Annotated in this window: 7 protein-coding genes (1 of these 7 only partly in view); 1 reads left to right on the top strand and 6 read right to left on the bottom strand. The window is 67.6% G+C overall.

From position 1 onward, the window contains the following. On the bottom strand, positions 1-14,833 hold the 5' portion of the coding sequence (locus AB0H61_RS22330) for an SDR family NAD(P)-dependent oxidoreductase (protein WP_357307467.1). 6,941 nt of this gene lie to the left of the window's left edge; 14,833 of the gene's 21,774 nt are visible here — the first part of the coding sequence; the start codon lies at positions 14,831-14,833; the stop codon falls past the left edge of the window. 702 nt (positions 14,834-15,535) lie between these two features. Here AB0H61_RS22330 and AB0H61_RS22335 point away from each other — a divergent pair. Then, positions 15,536-16,792: a metallophosphoesterase gene (locus tag AB0H61_RS22335; protein ID WP_357307469.1), complete on the top strand. Its 1,257-nt coding sequence runs from the start codon at positions 15,536-15,538 to the stop codon at positions 16,790-16,792. Positions 16,793-16,849: 57 nt separating this feature from the next. Here the strand turns inward: AB0H61_RS22335 and AB0H61_RS22340 are convergent, their stop codons facing one another. The 5 genes from AB0H61_RS22340 to AB0H61_RS22360 are packed head-to-tail and all read right to left on the bottom strand — an operon-like array spanning position 16,850 to position 22,174. After that, positions 16,850-17,515 carry a TetR/AcrR family transcriptional regulator gene (locus tag AB0H61_RS22340; RefSeq protein WP_357307471.1) on the bottom strand — a complete coding sequence of 222 codons (666 nt, stop codon included), beginning with the start codon at positions 17,513-17,515 and terminating at the stop codon, positions 16,850-16,852. Between the two features lie 34 nt (positions 17,516-17,549). Next, complete coding sequence (locus AB0H61_RS22345) at positions 17,550-19,034, bottom strand: NAD(P)/FAD-dependent oxidoreductase (RefSeq protein ID WP_357307473.1); 1,485 nt, start codon at positions 19,032-19,034, stop codon at positions 17,550-17,552. Then, positions 19,031-19,894: an SDR family NAD(P)-dependent oxidoreductase gene (locus AB0H61_RS22350; RefSeq protein WP_357307475.1), complete on the bottom strand. Its 864-nt coding sequence runs from the start codon at positions 19,892-19,894 to the stop codon at positions 19,031-19,033. The genes AB0H61_RS22345 and AB0H61_RS22350 overlap by 4 nt, the downstream gene beginning before the upstream one ends. Continuing rightward, positions 19,878-20,831, bottom strand: a complete 954-nt coding sequence (locus AB0H61_RS22355) for an alpha/beta hydrolase (protein WP_357307477.1) — start codon at positions 20,829-20,831, stop codon at positions 19,878-19,880. The genes AB0H61_RS22350 and AB0H61_RS22355 overlap by 17 nt, the downstream gene beginning before the upstream one ends. Beyond that, positions 20,828-22,174, bottom strand: coding sequence for a cytochrome P450 (locus tag AB0H61_RS22360; RefSeq protein ID WP_357307479.1), 1,347 nt, complete (start codon positions 22,172-22,174; stop codon positions 20,828-20,830). The genes AB0H61_RS22355 and AB0H61_RS22360 overlap by 4 nt, the downstream gene beginning before the upstream one ends. Positions 22,175-22,188 lie beyond the last annotated feature (14 nt).

The following is a 22,188-nucleotide window of genomic DNA, read 5'->3' on the forward strand; positions in this document are numbered from 1 at the left end:
CGGCCTCGCCCACCGATGTGGTGTAGACGATGCCGCGCAGCGGTGTCCGCCCGTCCCCCGCCGCGCCGAGCAAGGCGCGCACCGCCGCCGGTACCCCGAGGTCCACCTCGAACTCGTCGTCCGCGCGGAATCCGAACCCGCTGCCGGGCCGCGCCACCGCGCAGTGCGCGCCCGAAGCCCGCAGGCGAGCCGCGATCGCGTCGCCCGGTCCGCCCGCGGCGCCGATGACGAGCCAGCGACCCGCCGCGGCGCCGATCGCGACCGGCCCGGCGTCCTGCCAAGCCATCCGGTAGAGATCCCCGTGGGCCGCATCCGGACGTTCGGTGGCCATCCGCATCACTCGCAAGCCGTCCACGATCAGCACCGGAGCACCCTCCTCGTCGAGCAGTCGGACCTCGGCGACACACACCTGTGGCGTCTGCTCGAGGACGCGCACCTGACCGAATCGGATTCGCCCGCCCGCAGCCGCGACGCTCACCCGGTCGATGGCAAGGGGCACCCAGGTGTGGTTTTCCCCCGCCTGTGGCGCCATCGCGGCATAGGTGGCCTGGAAGGCCGCATCGAGCAGGACGGGATGCACCATGTCGGCGCCGGAATCGGTATCGGGATCCGACAGCCTGACGACGGCTTCCCGATCACCGGTCGCGACCTCGACGACACGCCGGAACGCGGGGCCGTAGTGCAGTCCGGCGGCGGCGAGCATCCGGTAGAAGTCGTCGGCGGATTGCCTTGTGGTGCAACGATTCAGCAGTTCGGCGATGGTGACGTCAGCGGTGGGTCGGATGGCGGCGGCGGTGACTTGCGCACGGGCGTGGGTCTGCCAGCCGTCCGCAGTCCGGCTCGCGACCTCCACGGCGAAACCGTTGGGCTGGGGCGTGAACCGCACCTGGGCGGAATGGTCCTTCGTCAGCGTCAGACCGCTGGCGATTACGAGGTCCTCGATCTCGACGACCTCGGTGCCGGTCACCTCCCGTGCCGTCGCCATGATGGTGGCGACGAACCACGCGGCCGGAACCACCACATCGCGATCGACCACGTGATCGGCCAGGTACTGCGGTGCGGCTGGAGCCAGGGTCAGGGCGAAATGTGTGGCATCCCCGGGCAAGTCGAGTCTGCGCGGAAGGTATGGAAGCAGCGTGTCCACTCCTACTGTCGTGGCGGTAACGGTCGGCCGATGACTGGCATTTCCGAAGCGGTGCACGGTCGCGTCGTGTTCGTCCCGGCCGGGCGCCGGAGTCTTCCGCGGCTGATCCACCCAGTAGCGCTGCCGCTGGAATGGGTAGGTCGGGGCGAGGACACGCCGCCGTGCGTGCGGCCGGTGCACGCGTTCCCAATCGATGGTCACGCCGCCGACGTATAACTGCGCCAGCGCATCAGCCGTCATCTCCCGGTCGTCGCGACCGCGACGCAGTGCTGGGACGAACCGCGCGGTGCCCTCGATGGCACGACTGCCCAAGGTGGAAAGTGTTGGCTGCGGCCCTATTTCGAGGAATGTATCGATGCCGAGTCCGACGAGTGCCCGCATTCCCTCGGCGAAGCGGACCGGCTGCCGAGCATGTCGCGCCCAGTACTCCGCGGTGAGCTCTCCGGCGCGCAGGGGTGCGCCGGTGACATTCGAGATCATCGGGATCACGGGGTCCCGCGGCACGGTACGCCGGGCAGCTTCGGCCAGAGCGTCGAGCATCGGGTCCATCAGGGGTGAATGGAAGGCATGCGACACGGGCAGGGCGCTCGCGCGAATTCCCGCCGCCGCCAAGTCGTCCCGCAGCAGGTCGAGCGTGCGGCGAGATCCGGCGACGACGATCTGAGCCGGGCCGTTGAATCCGGCGATCGCCACCGCAGGCTCGTAGCGTTCGAGCAGCCGGGCGATCGCCGCCGGATCGGCCTCGACCGCCAGCATCGCGCCACCATCCGGCAGGCTCTGCATCAGTCTGCCGCGAACGGCGATCAACCGCAGCGCATCGTCCACCTGCATCGCACCGGCCGCGCATGCGGCCACATATTCGCCGACACTGTGACCGAGCACCGCGGCGGGCGTAATCCCCCAGTCGCGCCACATCTCCCACAGCGCCCACTCCACCGCGAACAGCACGGGCTGGGTGAACACCGTACGGCCGAGCACCTCCGCGGACGCACGGCCGGCGTACAAGGCATCGATCAGCCCGATACCGTCCGCGATCGGCCCCAGCACGTCATCGCAGTGCTGCAACGCGCGCCGGAACACCGGTTCGGATTCGAACAATCCACGGGCCATGCCCGGATACTGCGATCCCTGGCCGGTGAACAGCAGCGCGACCTTCGGCGCGGCCGAGGTGCGCTCGACGCGGCCGCGCACCGCCGACCGTGGGTCCGCTGCCGCAGCGCGCAATCGCGTGGCGGCGTCGTCCGCCGTCTCGGCGACCACGGCCAGGCGCTGCTCGAAGTGGGTGCGCCCGCTCGCGGCGGTGTAGGCGAAATCCGCCAGCTCGCTGCCGCTGCCACTCAACCGGTCCGCCCAGCGCTTCGCCGACTCGGCCAGTGCGGCATCGTCACGTGCCGACAGCACCAGCACCTGCGGCGCCGGATCAGACGGCGTGCGGGCGGATTCCACCGCGGGCTGCCGGAGAATGAGGTGAGCGTTGGTCCCGCTCATCCCGAACGAGCTGATGCCGACCGTACGGCGGCGGCCGGTCTCCGGCCACGCACGCGGCTCCCGGACCACCTCCAGCGGCAGTCCCGACCAGTCGATCAGCGGATTCGGTGTGTGGAAATGCAGGCTCGGCGGAATCTTCGCGTGCTGAACCATCAAGACGGCCTTGATCACACCGGCGACACCGGCCGCCCCTTCGGTGTGCCCGATATTCGTCTTGACGGAACCGATCAGCAGTGGCGCGGTGCGATTCTCGCCGTAGACCTCGGCAAGTGCGGTCGCCTCGATCGGATCGCCCAACGGCGTTCCGGTGCCGTGCGCCTCCACGTAGGCGACGTCACCGGGGCGAATTCCCGCCTGCGCCAAGGCATCGCGAATAACTCGTTGCTGGGCCGGTCCGTTGGGGGCGGTGAGCCCATTGGACCGGCCGTCGTGATTCACCCCGATGCCTTGAACGACCGCGAGGACCCGGTCGCCGTGCCTGCGAGCGGCGGACAGTCGCGTCAGTACGAGGACACCGCAACCATCCGCGCGGACATAGCCGTTGGCGTCGGCGTCGAACGCCCGCGAACGACCGTCGGGCGACAGGGAGGCGAGACGGCAGAACCCGATCGTGGTCTCCGGTGCCAGCTGCAAATTGACGCCACCCACCAGTGCCAGATCGCAGCGCCCGGCTCGCAGACCGTCCCAGGCCGACTGCACGGCGACCAACGATGAGGAACATGCCGTATCGAGCGTGACCGCCGGACCCTGCAACCCGAGCGCGTAGGCCACCCGCCCGGCGGCGACGCTCGGTGCCGAGCCGATCACCGAGTAAGCGCCGATCGACGTCGGATCCGTTGCCTGCGCGGGTGTTGCGGCGTACTCACTGAAGCACAAGCCGACGAACACGCCGGTCCGGCTGCCCACCAAACTCCCCGGCGCCCGTCCGGACCGCTCCAGCGCCTCCCAGCTCGTCTCGAGGAGCAGTCGCTGCTGCGGATCCATGGCCCTGGCCTCGGCCGCGCCGATGCCGAAGAAGGCGGGATCGAATTCGTCGGCGCCGTCGACGAATCCACCCCATCGGGTGTACATCGTGCCGAGGGCGGCGGGGTCCGGGTCGTAGAAGGCGTCGACGTCCCACCGCTGCGGCGGCACCTCGGTGATCGCGTCGCGGCCCGCCCACAGCAGGTCCCAGAACTCCTCCGGGGTACGGACGCCACCTGGGAATCGGCAGGCCATGCCGACGATCACGATCGGGTCGTCGTCCTCATCGATGTGGTTGGCGGCAGGGGCGTCTCGATCGTGACGGACAGCGCTCGCCACGTCATCGAGTCGGTAGTCGCGCTTCGGGTGCTCGACATGATCAACACGGTCCGAATGGTCGGCCTGCCCGACACCATTGGCACGATCGAGGCGGTAGTCGCCCTTCAGGTGGTCGACATGATCAACACGGTCGGAATCGTTGACCTGGCCGACACCATTGGCGGGGTCGAGTCCACCATCAGTACCTTTGCGCTGCACCAATTTCGCGATCTCGCGCACGGTCGGATAGTCGAAGACGAGTCCGACGGGCAGGGGTGCGCCGATCTCGGTGGCCAATGCGGCGCGCAACTCCATCCCGATGAGCGAGTCGATACCGGCGTCGTGCAACGGCAGATCCGGATCGATTTCGGTGGTCCGATCGAGCACGAGCATCGCGACTCGCTGCACAAGCGCTATCCAGGGAGCCGTATCGGGTTGGGTAGCAGCGCTTTCCGAAGGAAAGCGCCCGGCCACCGGCTGCGGAGTTGTCTCGGTACCGGTGGGTTGCGTGTCCTGCATCGACTCCCGTTTCCCGTCCGTGGCTGTACCGCGACTCGGATACGCGCCGTACCAGCGATCGGCCGCGAAATCGAAGACGCCGGGACAAGGACTGTCGGCCGTCAGCAATCGGTCCAGCGCCGCGGTGGCGTCCGCCGCACGCAGCGGCGGCAGCCCCCGTCGGTCGAGACGCCGCGTGAGCTCGGGCCGCCCCGCGGCCATCCCGATATCGGCGAAGGGTCCCCACCCGATGCTGAGCGCGGGCAACCCGTCGGCGCGCCGCCGCCACGCCAATGCATCCAGCGCCGCGTTGGCGGCGGCATAGTTCGCCTGCCCCGGGGTGCCGAGCCAGCCAGCGACCGACGAGTACGTGATGAACAGGTCCAGTTCCGTGCCGCGGGTCAACTCGTCCAGATGTTGGGCCGCACGGTATTTCGCTCCGAGTACCGCCTGGAAGCGGGGCCAGGACATTTGGGTGACAACACCGTCGTCGAGCACGCCCGCGCAATGGATGACGCCACGCAGCGGCGGCAACCCCGATTCGTCGATCCCGGCGAGCAACTCCACCACCGCTTCCCGGTCGGCGACGTCGACTCGACGAGATACGACGTCAACGCCGTCGGCGCGCAGCGAAGCCATGAGCCGTTCGCCCGCGTCGTCCGGTTCGCGTCTCCCGACCAGCAGGAGCGTGCGTGCCCCGTGCGCGGCGAGCCACCGCGCCGCGGCCGCGCCGAGTCCGCCGAATCCCCCCGTGACCAAGTAGGTGCCCGTGCCCGAGATGGTTTGGGTGCGGTCCGATATCCCACGGGTTGTCTTGCCTCGCAGCACAATCGGGTCCGCGTGCCGACGCTCCCACAAGGCCCGGAACGCGGACTCCGCGTCGTCTGCCTCGTGCACCGCCGGTTGCCAGGCAACCAACGTACCGTTGTCGAGCAGTTCCATCACCGTGCGCAAGATCGTCCCGAGCCGTTCCGGATCGGCCGAATTCGGATCGAGCACTCGGTAATCGATACCGTGCCCGGCGGGTAACCCGTGTTCGCGCCGGGACTGGACCGGATCCTCGATATCGATGAATCGTCCATGTCGGCCGACGACTTCCGCGGCACGTCCGGCGAACTCACCGGCGATCGCGTTGAGTACCACATCGGCTCTCCGGCCGCCGGTGAGCGCGTCGAGTTGGTCGGAAAGGCCGGGCACACGCCAGGTGTCGACCTGTGCGAGATCGAGTCCGACGCTCGCCGCCCAGCGGCTGAGCGCGCGAGTGCCCAGCACATGCGCCCCCGCCCACCGGGCCAACCGTACGGCTGCCATACCGATTCCATCCGCGGGAGCGTGCACCAGCACGTGTTCACCCGCGCGCACACCCGCCACCTCGAACAGTCCGTACCACGCGGTAACGAACGCGGACGGAATGGTGGCGCCCTCGGTGAAGGTCATTCGCGCGGGCAGCGGCGCCACCAGCCGGTGATCGACCGTGATGTAGCGCGCGAAACTGCCACTCGCCAACGCCACCACCCGGTCACCGACGCGGAACTCGGTGACACCGGCGCCCAGCGCGGTGACGCGGCCCGCGCATTCCAGACCGAGCGGTGCGGGAGCCTCCGGGTGAGTCCCGAGCGCCAGCCACAAATCACGCGCGTTCAGACCGGTGGCCTCGACCGCGATTTCCACTTCGCCCGGCGCCGGCGCGGGTCGGGCAGTCGAATCCCAGTGCAGTCGGCCGAGGTCACCGGATCGGTGGGCCACCAGACGGTAGTTGTCCGCCACATCCGAATCCACCAGTCCGTCCGCCAGGTGGGCGGAGAGCCACCGGCCGTCCCGAACGGCGAGTTCACGGTCTTCGATCCCGGCGATCAAGCCGTCGATGACCAGCGCCGTGTCGACCGCACGTCCCGCTTCCAGATCGACCATCCGACAGTCGAATTCGGGATGCTCGGTGGCGAGAGTGCGCCCCAGCCCCCACATCATGGACTGCTCCGGATCGGGGCGGTCGGAGTCCGAGACGCGTTGGGCACCCACCGTGAGCAGCCACAGCGTGCCCGGCGCGCGGCCCGCACCGTCCAGCGAGCGAGCGAGCCGCAGCACCGTGCCGACCCGGACGGCCGTGGAACTCGTGGTCCAGGCGTAGACGATGCCGCCCAACGGCGTACCGGCGAGAAACTCCTCGAGGTTCGCTTCCGCGGGTTCGATCGACAACCCCCGGCCGAGCACCTCTTCCGGGCGAACCACGCTGGTCTCGATATTTCTGGCCGCCAGCCCGGCGGCGACGGTGTCTCCCGCCGGTCCGTCACTGAACACCAGCCATCGCCCTGCGGAGTCCTGCCCTGCGGGGAGCTGGTCACCAATGGTGATCGGTGTCCAGTCGAGATGATGGAGCAGTCGGTCGACCGCGGTTGCCGCCTCCTCGGGACCAGCAGATTTCCTGTGCATGCCCGAAGTTCTCGCCTCTCGTGGGGCATCGGCGGCCGCGATGAGGCACGCACCACGGATCGTCGCGACCATGCGTCCGGCGCTGTCGATCAGGACGGCGTCACCGATGATCACGCGCTCACTGCGATCGGTCACCCGAACGTGGCAGCGGAGACCATCGCCAGCCGCAATCACGCTGCGGGACACTGTGACTCGATCAATCAACGCAGGAAGAAAGAGAGCGTCCGGATCCGCGGTCAGCACGATGCTGTGCAAACAAGCGTCGAGCAGAACCGGATCGAGAGAACCGGACTCGCTGCTCGCGAACGACCGCAGCGAGGTCTCGGATTCGGTGGCGCTGATCCGCCGGAACCCGGCGGCGCACCGGTAATCCTCGCCGAGCGACAAACCCAGCTCCGCCACCCGGTCGTAGTAGGAAGGCCAGGCCTTCGTGTCGGCACGGTGGTCACTACCGCGATACGGAACGGGTTCGGCATCGCTGTCGGCCGCCCGCAACGCCGCCCGAGCGAAGACCGTCGGTTCACCACCGTCGGAGCCGCTGAGGAACCGCGCCTCGTATCCGGTCGCCACGGCCTCCAACCGCACCTCGACCGCGCCCACCGACCTGACCGCGAGAGGCGATGTCAGTCGCAACCGGGTGACCTCCCACCGATCGGGTCCCGGTAGCTCGGCCGCGATCCGGGCGAGTTGCGTGCCCATCCACGCTGCGGGCACCGTTGGCGCACCGAACAATCGATGGCCGCTGAACATGCCGGGCTCGACCGTCAACACGATGGTCGACGGCCCGCCGACCGGCTGCTCGGGCGCAATGTCAGCTGCCCACCCTCGGCGCGTCGAGTTGTCGACCGGCCGGGACGGTGCTCGGTCATGGGCCGACGGCGGGGATGACGGATCATCGGTCGACAGGGCAGGTGTCACGCTGTCGGCGGTCTGCGCGGGCGTGAGGTCGAGCCAATGCCGCTTACGCTGGAACGGATACGTCGGCAGTTCGATTCTCCGCCATGCTCGTTCGGAATACAGTGTGTCCCAATCGATATCGTCCCCCTCGACATATCGGCGAGCCATCGCCGCAGACTCGTGCGAGGTGGTCGCCGGATCCGCAACTGTGCCTATGGCGTTGCTCCCGGTTGCCAACGACTCGAGTGCCGTGCGCAGTTGCGCGGCGGTGTCGAAGACGATCGCCACCCGGTCGGCGAAATGCGTACGGCCGGTATTCGCCGAGGCGCACAGGTCGCGAAGCCCGGCGTCGGGGTGTGTGGTCAGGAAATCCAGGTATCGAGTGGCCAGGTCGCGCAATGCGCCCGCACTCTTCGCGGACAGGGCCAGCAGGTGCCCGCCCGTACGGTCGGGAGTGTCGCCGTGCGAAATGGCAGGGGGCTCCTCCAGTACCACGTGCGCATTCGTCCCGCTGATACCGAATGCGCTCACCCCCGCCCGGCGTGGCCGTGACGAGCGTGGCCACGCCCGTTCCTCGGCGACGACACGCACATCGATGTCGTCCCAGTCGATATGGGGATTCCCGGACCGGAAATGCAGGGACGGGGGGATCCGGTCGTGCCGCATGGACTCGACCACCTTGATGATGTTGGCGATCCCGGCCGCGGCCTGGGTGTGCCCGATATTCGATTTCACCGAACCGATCAATAGCGGTGCGCCGTCGGGCCGTTCGGCTGTCAGTGCCGAGGCGAGCGCATTCACTTCGATCGGATCGCCGAGTGCCGTTCCCGTGCCGTGCGTCTCGACATAGTCGATATCCGCTGCCGTCAGCGTCGAATCCGCCAGCGCTGCCCGGATCACGCGTTCCTGTGCGGGCCCATTCGGCGCACTCAAGCCCTGGCTGCGGCCATCGGAATTGACCGCCGAACCCCGCACCAGGGCAAGAACCCGATCCCCATCGCGGCGCGCGTCCGACAATCGTTTGAGCACGAGCGTTCCCGCACCGTCGCTCCACACCACACCGTCGGCGCGGGCATCGAAACTCTTGCACCGCCCGTCCGCGGCCAACCCGCGCGCCCGCGCGAAATAGATGTCCAGTGAAGGTGTCAGCACCACGGTCGCCCCGCATGCCAGCGCCAGATCGCATTCTCCGCGCCGCAGGCTCTGCACCGCCAAATGCACGGTGACCAGCGACGAGGAGCACGCGGTATCAACGGTCAGGCTCGGACCATTGGCGCCGAAGAAATAGGATAACCGCCCCGAAGCGACACTTGCCAGATTTCCGGTGCCGAACCAGGCATTCGGCGCCACATCGGCCCGCGCCATCCGCTCCGCGTAGTCGGTGGACATCAGACCGACGAACACACCGGTGCGGCTCCCGATCACCCGATCCGCCGGGTACCCCGCGTGTTCCAGTGCCTCCCAAGAGGTTTCGAGCAGCAACCGCTGCTGCGGATCGAGCATCCGCGCCTCGCCGACCGAAATACCGAAGAATCCGGCATCGAACTCTTCGACATCGTCGACAAACCCGCCCCACCGGGTATATGTCTTCCCCTCGGTATCCGGATCCGCATCGAAGTACGCCTCGACATCCCACCGATCCGCGGGAACCTCGGTCACCGCATCGGTTTCCTCGGACACCAACCGCCACAGGTCTCCGGGGCCACGTACCCCACCGGGATATCGGCATCCCATCCCGACAATCGCGATCGCGTCGTCGTACCCGGATCCGGCGACTTCCAGCTCCTCGCGGCTCGTAACCTTCGACCGCCCACCGTGTTTCGGCCGAGCAGAGGCAGTCTGCCGTTCGGCTTCGCGGAGGGTCCGCGCCGTGGCGCGGTCCTCGGGTTCACTTGTCGACGCGGCGGGTGCAGCGGGATCGGCTTCTTCGGCGGCGGCGAACATCGCAGTGTGGCCGGGATCGCGCACTGCCGCACCCACGCGTGACAGGGGCTGTTCGGCGGCGAGCCGGGCGATCTCGTCGGCGACGGCGGCAACAGTCGGGTGGTCGAAGAGCAGCGTGGTGGGTAGTCGGACCCCGAGTTCCGATGACAAGGTATTCCGAAGTTCCACTGCCATCATCGAATCCAGGCCGAACTCGCGCAGTGGAGTACGGTCCGCGACCGGCGTCTTACGGCCCAACGCGGTGGTGGCGTGCGCGCGGACTGTCGTCAGGATGTCCGCGGTCGAGGGATGTGCGGCGGAGCTCGGTTGCGTGGCAACCAGCGACTGCGCGCTGACGGCGGGCTGGGTAGCCATGTGCGGAGAGGGGGCGGCAGCCGGTTGTGCGGTGGAATCCTCCGAACTCGCAGTGGGAGGCGGGTATACGGCTATCACACCATCGGCACCCAATAGCGACTTCAGGGTTCGCACTCCGTCCTCGACGTCGAGTTGCGCCACGCCGTGACGCTCCCAGCCCCGGCGGGCCGCCGCGTTCAGGCCGCGCGCCATACCGGTGCCTGCCCATGGCCCCCATTGGATGCTCAGGGCCGGCAGGCCCTCGGCAATCCGAAGTCGGGCAAGGGCGTCGAGGTAGGCGTTCGCGGCCGCGTAGTTTCCTTGTCCGGCGGTGCCCACGGTGGCGCTGACCGAGGAGAACAGCACGAACACGTCGAGCGATTGGGCAGCGGTGAGCTCATGCAGATTCCAGGCACCGAGCGCCTTGCCCGCGAACACCCGACGCACGCGCTCCGGGGACTGTTCGATCAACAGCGCGTCGTCCAGTACCCCGGCACAGTGCACAATCCCGGCGAGCCGAGGCAGTTCGCCATCGAATCGGGAGAGCAAGGCAGACAGGGCTGCTCGGTCGGCAATATCGACCTCAACGGTCTCGACCCGGGTGCCGAGCGCCGCGATGCCCGCAATCGCGGCCGCGGCGTCCGCATTCGGACTCCGTCTGCCCGCCAGCACGACCATTCCGGCACCTGTCTCGGCCAGTGCGCGTCCCGCGAGCAGACCCAACGCACCGAGCCCACCGGTGATCAAATAGGCTGCGGCCCTGTCGAGTTCCGTAGTGCTACGGAACTCCGGTAGGGAGAGCGTGTGGTCGCGCTCGGCGGGTGCCACCATACGTGGCGCATGTCGATCCCGTCCCCGCAGCGCGATCGCTGGATCGGTGGCAGCGGCGAGGAGTTCGGCGACGAGCCGGTGGTCGTCGGATCGAGTGTGATCCGGCAGATCGATCGAACGGCAGCGCAGCTCCGGCAATTCGGTGCGCACTACCGTCCCGAGTCCGTACAGCGCGGCGGCCGCCGGACGCACCCGCTCATCCGGCGCTACCGCGACGCCGGCGGTGGTGACCACGTACAGGGGTCCGTAATGCGCGGCACGGGCCATGGATTGCACGACCTCGAGGGCGAGCTCGGTTTCGATGCCCGCCGTGATCGCGCTGTCGTCGGCCTCGGCGTCGCCGAGATAGACAACCGACCGCCCTTCCTCGGCGAGCATCCCTGCGATGGCGGCCCGGTCGGTCGTCCGCTCGATCCCCACCGCCGCGTGACCCGCCGCACGAAGCGCCTCGACCAGCCGATCCGCCTGCATATCGGCTCCGATGACCAGCCACGAATCCAGCTCGGCCACAACGGGTTCAGACGCCTTTGGCTCCCAGGTCGGGAAGTGAATCAGGTCGGGCATGATGCCGCTCTCGTGCGCTGGTCGACCGAATCCGGTCGTCGCGAACCACACATCTTCGATATCGCAGATGAGGTCGCCCTCGGTATCGAAGACCCGGATTCGATTGGTTCGGCCGGTGCGGGTCGCGAGCGCCCACGCCGTCTCGACCGCGTCCGTGCGGTGGATACGCAATCCGCCGATTCCGACCGGCAATTGGCCGGTATCCCCCTGGCGGGTCACCAATGCGAGCCCGGTTTGCACGGCGGCGTCGAGCAGGCACGGCAGCAGCGCCTGCGGTTCGTCGGCCAGCTCGGCGGGGCGAGACAGCTCGGCCAGCATGAAATGATCGCCGGCACGCAGCTGCCTGATCCAGCGAAACCGGGGGCCGAACGTCAGTCCCGCCTCGGCGCAGTTGCGATAGAACTCGGCCACGTCCCATTCCGCCGCGTCGCTGCGCACGACCGCGGCGAGGTCGTTCACGCCCTCCGACCGCACCGTTTTCGTGCGTACCGCTGACGCGGAAACGGCCGCCACTCCTCCGGTTTCGGCAGAGAACCTGATATCGATGCGATCGTCGGCCGCGTCGACCGTCGGCGCTGCGAGCTGCTCCAGCGGAACCGGCCGTGCGATAACGAAATCGACCAGCTCACGACCCGCACCGGCGGCCCGCAGTGCGGCCCATGCCAGATATGCCGCGGGTACCACCGGCCGATCCTGGAACCGATGTTCAGCGAGGTATCCGGTGTCCGCGGACGTTTCGGCACTCAGCGGCAATGCCAGACGCTCTCTCTCGAACGGGTAGGTCGGCAGTCCGTTCCGTCGCCGAGCCCCCTCCGGTACGACCGCTGCCCAGTTGACATCCGCTCCAGCACGGTAGATGTCGCCGAGGCTCGTCAGGATCATCGTGTCGTCGGTGGAGGAGCGGCGCTGGCTCGGCAGCCACATCGCCTCGGGATCGACGCCTCGCCCGAAATCCAGTAGCACCGGATGCGGCCCCACTTCGAGATACGCGTCCGCACCGAGGTCGGCTACCGCCCGTATCCCATCCGCGAAACGTACTGTCCCACGGGCATGTTCGCGCCAATACGCGGCATCCATCGCTGCGCCCTCGATGGACCTCCCGGTCACATTCGACACCAGCGGGATCGAGGTGATCCGGGACGACCCCGGCACCAGCTCCGCCACCTTCGCTTCGAATTCGTCGAGGATCGGGTCCAGCAATGGCGAATGGAACGCCGTCGTGCCGGGCAGCGCGACGGCACGAATGGCACGCTCGGCAGCCGAGTCGCGGACTCGCTGTACCGCGGCCTCGGTGCCCGAGACAACGAACTGGCGTGGTCCGTTGACCGCCGCCACCGCCAGGTCCGACGCGAGTTCACCGAGCAGATCGGCGAACTCGTCCCGCGCGCCGAAGATCGCCGCCATCGCACCCTGCCGCGGTACCGCCTGCATCAGCCGCCCACGCTCGGCCGCCAGCCGCAACCCTTCCTCGAGGTCCAACACACCGGCGACGGTCGCCGCCACCAGCTCGCCGAGACTGTGCCCGAGCACCACATCCGGGCAAATCCCCCACGCGGCCCAGAGTTCGACGCACGCCCACTCGAACGCGAACAGTGCGGGCTGGGCGTACTCGGTACGCGTCAGCGCCTCGTCGCCCACCTCGAACAGCAGCGACCGCAATCGCAGACCACCGGGCAGCACACCGAGGATGTCGTCACAGCGATCCAGGGCCGCCCGGAAGACCGGGTGACGGTGGTACAGCGCGGTGCCCATACCCGCGTACTGCGCGCCCTGGCCCGTGAACAGCATGGCGATCCGGGGATTTCGCCGCTCTTCGGGTAACCCCTCGCGCGGTTGCGGCGCCGCGAGTAGGTTCGCCGCCTCGACCGAGGTCGAGGCGACAATCGCACGCCGGTGCGCGAAGTGCGTTCGCCCGAGCGCCGCGGTGGCGCCGATGTCGGCGAGCGGCAGTTCCGCGCGGGCGAGTAGCGAGCCGTACCGCGCGGAGAGCGCCTCGAGGGCCGTGTCGGTCCGCGCCGAAAGGGCGAGAACCGCAGGCATTTCGGTGCCAGCACCGATTTCGTCGACGGCAGCCGCCGCCTCGAGCACCACATGCGCGTTCGTCCCGGAGAACCCGAACGAACTCACCCCGGCCAGCCGCGGCCCGTCCGCCTCCGGCCACTCGACATCGCGCGTCGGCACCGCCAACGCCGTACCGTCGAGCGCGATTCGCGGATTCATCGTGTCGAATTCGTACTGGCGCAGAATCCGGCCCCGCTGCAACAGCAGCACGGCCTTGATCAGTCCCGCGATCCCCGCGGCCGCTTCCAGATGTCCGATCTGCGACTTCACCGAACCGAGTAAGCAGACCGACCCATCGGATCGCGGTGCACCCAAAACCTCCGATAGCGCCTCGATTTCGATCGGATCTCCGAGTGGAGTTCCCGTCCCGTGGGTCTCGACATAGCCGATCCGCGCCGCGTCACAACCCGCGTCGGCCAGCGCCTCGAGCAGCAACTCTCGTTGTGCCACGGGATTCGGCGCGGTCAGCCCCATCGAACGACCATCGTGATTCACGCTCGAGCCTCTGATGAGCGCATGTATCTCGTCGCCGTCCGCGATCGCGCGCGAAAGCCGTTTGAGCACAACCACTCCTGCGCCCTCGCCGCGCACATACCCGTTCGCTCGCGCATCGAACGGTCGGCACCGGCCGTCGGCCGACAGCGCGCCCATCCGCGACAACGCCGCCGAAGTCAGCTCGGACTGGAGCAGATTGACCCCACCGGCCAATGCGATATCGGACTCCCCCGACCGCAGACTGCGACACGCTTGATGCACGGCGACCAGGGATGACGAGCAGGCCGTGTCGAGAGCGACGGTGGGACCGCGCAAGCCGAGCAGATAGGCCACCCGACCCGCGACGGTGCTCGACATCGTTCCGGTGAGCGTGTGCGCGTCGACCGACCGCACCCAGTCCGGCGTGATGGTCCGCTGATACTCCTGCCAGCTGACGCCCAAGAAGACGCCGGTTCTCGCGGCGGCCGCGCTGCCAGGCAGTAGCGCAGCGTCTTCGATTGCCTCCCAGACAACTTCGAGCACGAGACGTTGTTGTGGATCCATCGCGGCGGCCTCCCGCGGCGCGATTCCGAAGAATTCGGCATCGATCCCATCGATCGGCGCGTCGAGCAATCCGGCCCGGCGCAATCCGCTCGGCTGCGCCGGATCGGTGATCGGCCACCGGTCCGCGGGGACATCGACGATCGCGTTACGCCCCGAAATCAGCAGTTCCCAATACTTTTCGGGATTATCGGCGCCACCCGGGAAGCGGCAGCCGATCCCCACGACGGCGATCGGTTCGTGCGCCTGCCGCTCCGCCTCCAACTCCTGAATCCGACGTAGTGCCCGAGTCAGCAAGGCCCGTAGGCCATACCCATCATCCACCATCTAGCCCGCCAACCACATCGCGCCAAAGTTGTGACGAGCAACATACGACGGCCCCGGTATCGCGTCAATTACCAATAGGGTGCACAAAAGTAGCTAAAGTTACCAGCCGGTAGCTTGTTGCTCAGCGAATGATGTTTGCTGAGACCAAATATTCGTGCCCGAAGGATTGCTCGAGAGTGATTCTGCGGGCGCATCTTTCGATGAATCGCGGGGTACAACCGAGCGGCTCGCATCACCGTGTCACTACTGCGCGGTCGAAGTGTCACGGACAGTGGGGGTTTCGAGCCGCGCCGGAAGCCGAGTAGTTGAAAACGCAATCAGCCACCCGGGCAACGCGATCGAGTACAGACATCGAATCACTGTGGTACACAAGGTATTTCGTATCGTATCCGTCGTCGCTATCGCAGGCCTGAATCGAGGGCTCGATCGCATCGAGCACCGACACAGTCGTCATCGACGTCGCAGTCCCAGACAGGCCTTTCGGCACGGCTGACAGCCGTATTCAGAACCGATTGGGGTCCACTGGCTTTGGAAGAACGGAGGTTCGGCGAATTCGACCCGCCGAGAGTTGTCCGAGTGGATGCTCGCCGACCGAAGTGCTCAGCCCATGCCGTCGACGTCGTCACCGTTCGGCGAGCCGTGGCCGCGCCCGGTAGCCACTTCGTTCGGTTCGTCGACGTCGACTCGACATAGAGTGAGTCCGTGGGCGTGGTGGTCGTTGTCGTGGGAATCATCGTTCTGGGAGTCTTCGGCGCGCTGCACCGGTATCTGTGGCAGCGGCTCGTGCGGGATACAACGGTGCGCGGGTCTATCGCCCGCCGAGTCGGTACCGGGGTTGTCATTACGGGACCGGTGCTGTTGATCGGTGCGTTCGCGGCCGAATCGGCCGGGATTCCGTTCCTGATCATCCAGACCATCGCCTGGCCCGGCTATATGTGGGGCGCGCTGTTCGTCTATCTCGTGCTGTGGCTGCTGGTGGGTGAGCTGGTACGGCCGCTTCTCCTGCGATGGAACGCCCGCGGGAACAACTCCGCGACAACGGTCCCGGTACCCGAGGAGGTCGTGGTTCCCGAAGCCGGGGCATCCGATGCCGGGATGCAAAATCGACAGGAGCACAAGGAGCGTCGCGAGCCGGTTTCACGGCGGCTCTTCGTTTCTCGCGCGGTGGGCGGTGCGGCGGCGCTGGCGGCGGTGACCACCGTCGGCTACGGCACCCATGGTGTGCTGACCGGTCCGCGGGTGAAGCAGTTGACGGTGCCGCTGGCCAATCTGCCGCGCGCCGCGCACGGATTCCGGATCGCCGTGGTCAGCGATATCCATCTCGGTCCGATTCTGGGCCGCGGGTTCGCCGAGCGGGTGGTCGAGACGATCAACGGCACCCAGCCGGACCTCATCGCCGTGGTGGGCGACCTGGTGGACGGTAGCGTCGAACACCTCCGGTCAGCGGTCGAACCGCTGTCGCGGCTCCACGCGCGACACGGCGCCTATTTCGTCACCGGCAACCACGAATACTTCTCCGGCGCCGAACAGTGGACCGAGCATGTACAGGAACTCGGATTGCGTCTACTGGCGAACAGTCGCACCGAACTTCCGCATTTCGACCTCGCGGGCGTCAACGATATTCAGGGCGAACGCATCGGACAGGGGCCGGATTTCGTCGCGGCGCTCGGCGACCGCGATCTCGCGCGTACCGCGGTGCTGCTGGCGCATCAGCCGGTGCAGATCCATGACGCGGTCGAATTCGGCGTCGATCTGCAACTGTCCGGCCACACCCACGGCGGCCAGGTGTGGCCCGGCAATTTCCTTGCGGGCCTGGCCAATCCGACCGTCGCGGGCCTGGAACGCTACGGCGATACCCAGCTCTACGTCACCCGTGGCGCGGGCGCGTGGGGACCTCCGGTCCGGGTGGGCGCCCCCTCCGATATCACCGTGATCGAGCTCGCGTCGAAACAGGCGTGACGAAACCGGGAACCTCTCGAAAAATCGATGTGCGGCCCGGAATGTCGGCGGCGATTCTCATCGAGACCGATCAGAGCCGGATTCAGGACCATCCGGCTGCGACTGTTCGTAGCGGGGGCCGACAAGGGCGATGGCGGTGTCGACCGCGACGTCGATGATGTCGCGGATGTCCTTGCCCGCTTCGACGGTGGAGGCGATGAGCTCGCGGAAGCCGCCGTAGAGGATAGTGGCCATTTGGCGGGTCGGTGGGTGCAGGCCGGGAGCTTCGAATCCCGGTGTGGCGGTCAGGCTTTGGATGAGGGCGATGAAGGCCTCGCCCGCGTCGTGGTGGAGTTGGCCGGCGGCTTCGCCGAGGGCGGGGGTGTCGCGAATCCACGCGACGGTGATCGTCGGGTCCTGCCGGGCGGCGCCGATCCATGCCTCGATGGCCTGGCGGACCTGGGTGCGCCAAGGCGCGGCGGGGTCGACGGCATTGGCGATCTGCTGGATCGTCTCATTGTTGCGTTCGGTGAGCAGCGTGATGAAGCAGTCCTGCTTGCTGTCGAAATGTTCGTAGAAGGTGCGGCGAGAGGTGCGCGCCTTCCGGACCACGTCGGCCACGGTCGTCTCGCGATAGCCGCGCTCGCGTACGGAGTCGGCCATCGCATCGAGGAGCCGGAGCCGGAATATTGATTCCGGAGCGGCCTCGGTGGCGGTACTGGGGGCAGGCTCGGCGCGGGTCATGACAATCAGGTTAGTTCGCCCGCCGCCACGCCGATCACGGCGTGGCGGGCACTGGAACATGCTCGGGGTCGGTGCTCCGGCTCGCGAATCGGATGGTGCCGTCCTCGATCCGGCCGTGGCGCAGCGCGAGCACGTCGTGGGCGTAGTTCATGCCCAACCGCCATGGCCGTCGCGACCCGGCGGTCGGGAATCGGTCGATGGAGCGCTGGACGTATCCGGATTGAAAATCCAAAAGCGGCGCTGCGGCAATGCTCGGATCGGGCCAGGGCGTGCAGTGGTCATAGCCGTTGGCGTCCATATGCCGTAGCAATCGGCAGACGAATTCGCCGACCAGATCCGCCTTCAATGTCCAGGACGCGTTGGTGTAGCCGATGGTGAACGCGAAGTTGGGGACGCCGCTGAGCATCATCCCCTTATAAGCCATGGTGTCGGGCAGGGCGATGGCACGGCCGTCGACGGTGAGCTCGACTCCGCCGAACGCGAGCAGCTGCAGGCCGGTCGCCGTCACCACGATATCGGCCGCGAGATCGGCGCCGGAGGTCAACCGCACTCCCTCGGCGGTGAACCGGTCGATGCGGTCGGTCACCACCTCGGCGCGACCGGCACGGATCGCACGGAACAGATCCCCATCGGGCACCAGGCACAGCCGTTGATCCCACGGGTTGTAAGTCGGTTTGAAGTGGACGTCCACGGCGTATCCGGCGGGCAGCTGCGCGGCCGTCTGTTTGCGGATGAAGTTCCGAATCATGCCGGGCCTGCGCTTGCTGAGCTGGTAGATCATCGTGCTGATCAGCACGTTCTTCCATCGGGTGATGGTGTAGGCCCGACGCGCTCCCAGCCGCGCGCGCAGTCGCGTGGCCACGACGTCCTCGGTGGGTACGGACATGATGTAGGTCGGCGACCGCTGCAGCATGGTCACCCGCGCCGCCGCCTCGGCCATGGCCGGAACCAGGGTCACCGCGGTGGCACCGCTTCCGATCACCACGACACGCTTACCGGCGTAATCCAGGTCGGCGGGCCACTGCTGAGGGTGCACCAATTGGCCTCGGAAGTCCTCGATTCCGGCGAAGTCGGGGGCATAGCCCTCGTCATATCGGTAGTAGCCGCTGCACATGTACAGGAAGCCGCAGGTGAGCGCCGATTGCATGCCGTCGTGCTCGACCGTCACCGTCCAGCGCGCATCGGCCGTCGACCATGCCGCACCGACCACCTTGTGCCCGAACCGGATTCGACGATCGATCCCGGCATCGGCAGCGGTATCGCGAATGTAGTCCAGGATCGATGGCCCATCGGCGATCGCCGCGGCCTGTGTCCAGGGGCGGAAACGGTAACCGAGCGTGTGCATATCGGAATCCGAACGCACACCGGGATAGCGGAACAGATCCCAGGTGCCTCCGATCGCCGTGCGCGCCTCCAGAATCGCATAACTGCGTCCCGGGAACGCCGTCTGCAGATGGTGCGCCGCACCGATTCCCGAGAGTCCCGCGCCGACTATCAGCACATCCACATGTTCGCTCATGCCGCCACTCCCGCCTTGGCGCGGGCGCGGGCGCGCAGCCGCCGCTCCAGCACCGCGTACACGTCGTAGTAGTGGGTCGGGGCGACCCGCGCGAGCGCGTCGAACAGGTAGGCGTCGGGGCCGACCAGAATGCGGGACTTCCCGCGTTCAACTCCGCGACAGATGATTTCGGCCGCCTTGTCCGGCGAGGTCATGGTCAACGCCTCGAATTCTGCCGCCATCTCCTCATGCGAGCGGCCGTATCCCTCGGGATCCTTGCGGACCCGGGCGTTGCGCGCGATGTTGGTGGTGATCCCGCCGGGATGCACGTTCACCGCGGATACTCCGGTGCCCCGAAGTTCCTGGCGCAGAGCGTCGGTGAAGCCGCGCACCGCGAATTTCGCCGCACAGTAGGCACTTTGATACGGCATGCCGACCAAACCGAACACGCTGGAGGTGTTCACGATGGCCCCCTGGTCCTGCGCGACCAGGATGGGCAGGAACGCCCGGGTACCGTTGACGACCCCGTCGAAGTTGATCCGCCGCAACCATTCATCGTCTTCCGGTACCGCGTCGAGCACCGAGGACGACACGCCGACTCCGGCATTGTTGAACACCGCGGCCAGCGGCGCGGTCAGCCAGTCCCGGACGTCGTCGGCGAAGGCCAGTTGATCGGCGGCGTCGGCCACATCGAGCACCCGGGTCAGCACCGGGCCGGTCAGCGACGCGGCCGTCTGCTTCAGTCCGGCCTCGTCGATATCGGCGATCGCCACCGGTGACCCACGGCGGGACAGCAATTGGGCGAGACTGCGGCCGATTCCGGAGGCGGCGCCGGTGATCATGGCGGGGCGGCCGGACAGTGGCCTAGCGGTGCGGGGCATCGGTGCTCCTGGCGGTGCGGATATGGGTGTCGAGCAGGTCGGTCAGCGCCGGCCAGACACCGACGGGCAGGTCATGGCCCATGCCTGGCAGGGTGTGCAGGCGCGCACCCGCAATGGCGCGCGCGGTGCGGGTCGCGCCGGTCGGGTTCACCATCAGGTCGCGGTCTCCGTGCACAACCAGGGTCGGTGCGGCGACGGCGCCGAGTTCCGCTGTCCGGTCACCGGATTTGAGGATGCCGGCCAGCTGACGGCCGACCCCCGCCGCCGGGCGCGGATCGCGATCCCAGGTCGCCGCCGCGGCGGCGGCCACCGCGGATTCGTCGAACGGGTATCCACGCGAGGAGATGTGCCGATACATGCGGACCGCGCTCGCGATGTGCTCGTCGCGATTTCGGGCCGGTCGGCCGAACATCAATCGCCAGGTCGACAGGGCCGGTCGGCCAACGCGTGGCGCCCCGGTGGTGGACATGATCGAGGTCAGCGAGGCAACCCGGTCCGGATAGCGGGCGGCGACGGTCTGCGCGATCATCCCTCCCATCGACATGCCGACCAGATGCGCGGAGTTCAGGCCGAGGACATCGAGCAGTCCAACGGTATCGGCGGCCATGTCGGCGAGGTCGTATTGGTCTGTGTGCCAACGCTTTCGCAGCAGGTCGACCGGACCCGGCGGCCGAAACCCGAAGTGGGTGGACTTCCCGACATCTCGATTGTCGAAGCGGATGACGTTGTAGCCGAGATCCGCGAGGGGCGCGCACAACCCGTCCGGCCAGTCGTGCATTTGCTGCCCGAGCCCGGCGATCAAGACGAGTGGGATCTCGCCGCCACCCGAACGCCGGTAGCAGAGGGTGACACCGCGGCCGACGTCGGCGAGTTGGTCTTGCCCACCCGTCGCCCGGCCACCACCCCCCATCGAATCGCTACGCGATGCTTCCCTCATGCCGTCACCTGCGCGGCGTGCGTCTCAGCGGCAACGGGGGGCCGGGGCGGGCGGTGGCGCACCACGGCTCTGCCCTTCTTGGCGGGCACCAGTGCGACGCCGCGGAAGTGCGTGCGCTCGTCCGCGGCGGTGGTCGGCTCCAGCGTGAAATCCCTGAGCAGCGTGCGCAATACGATGTTCATCTCCATGGTGGCGAACGCCGCGCCGATGCAACGCCTGGCGCCGCCGCCGAACGGGATCCAGCTGAAGGTGCCCGGCCGGACTCCGACGAAACGGTCCGGATCGAAGGTGCGTGCGTTCGGGAACAGCTCCTCGTTGTCGTGCATGAGCCGGATGCTGACCAGCACGTTCTGCCCCTTGGGCAGCGTCCACCGACCCAGCTCCATCGACTCCGCGCGAATCTGGCGCGCCGTCGCGTCGACCACCGGCCGGACCCGCTGTACCTCCAGCAGCGTGGCCTCCCGCAGTGCGGAACCACCCGCATCGACCTCGGCGACCAAGCGCCGCAAAACCTCCGGATGTCTACGCAACCGTTCGATGGTCCACGAGAGAGTGGTGGCCGTGGTCTCATGCCCCGCGGTGAGCAAGGTCAGCAGTTCGTCGGCGATCTCGCTGCGAGTCATCGCGGTGCCGTCGTCGTATCGGGCCTGCAGCATCATTGCCAGCACGTCGTCACGGTCGGCGAGCCGCTCATCGGCAACGGCGCGGTCGATGAGCCTGCCGACGATCTCGTCGTAGTGGCGCCGGTGGGCGGCGAAGCGAGCCCATGGCCCGAACCGCCCCAGGAACTTTCGCGGCACCGGCACAGCGGCCAGCGCCGATCCGACCAGTACGAGTTTGGGCAGCAGCTCACGCAGCTCGTCGAATTCCCTACCCTCGGCACCGAATACGGCGCGCAGGATCACATTCAGGGTGATCCGCATCATCGAGTCCATGGTCGCGAACTCCCGCCCTTGTGGCCAGGTGGCCAGTTCGCGGATCGTTTCCTCCTCGACCAGTGTCTCGTACACGGCGAGGCGGCGCCCGTGGAACGGCGGAGTGAGCAGTTTGCGCTGTTTGCGGTGCTCGGCGCCCTGCAGCGAGAACAGCGAGCCCGGACCGAGGAACTGCCCGAGGTTGACGTCGACATTATCGGCCACGTCGGAGGACGCGGTGAACAACGCCTTGACCTCGGCCGGGTCGGACAGCACCACCATGCGACCGAACCTGGGTAGGTACACGGTGAACGCCGAGCCGTAACGGTCGTACAGCCTGCGCCACGCGTGGGTACGGCCGACCATCACCTCCAAGCCCTGCAAGAGGTCCGGAGTGGTCGGCCCGTCGGGCAATTTCACCGTGGTCATGCGGAGCTCCCAGT

Source organism: Nocardia sp. NPDC050710, assembly GCF_040654375.1.
Classification (GTDB): domain Bacteria; phylum Actinomycetota; class Actinomycetes; order Mycobacteriales; family Mycobacteriaceae; genus Nocardia.

Excerpts from the sequence above, each read along its gene's own strand:
- AB0H61_RS22345 (WP_357307473.1), bottom strand. The coding sequence starts at position 19,034 with ATGAGCGAACATGTGGATGTGCTGATAGTCGGCGCGGGACTCTCGGGA.
- AB0H61_RS22340 (WP_357307471.1), bottom strand. The coding sequence starts at position 17,515 with ATGACCCGCGCCGAGCCTGCCCCCAGTACCGCCACCGAGGCCGCTCCG.
- AB0H61_RS22355 (WP_357307477.1), bottom strand. The coding sequence starts at position 20,831 with ATGAGGGAAGCATCGCGTAGCGATTCGATGGGGGGTGGTGGCCGGGCG.
- AB0H61_RS22360 (WP_357307479.1), bottom strand. The coding sequence starts at position 22,174 with ATGACCACGGTGAAATTGCCCGACGGGCCGACCACTCCGGACCTCTTG.
- AB0H61_RS22350 (WP_357307475.1), bottom strand. The coding sequence starts at position 19,894 with ATGCCCCGCACCGCTAGGCCACTGTCCGGCCGCCCCGCCATGATCACC.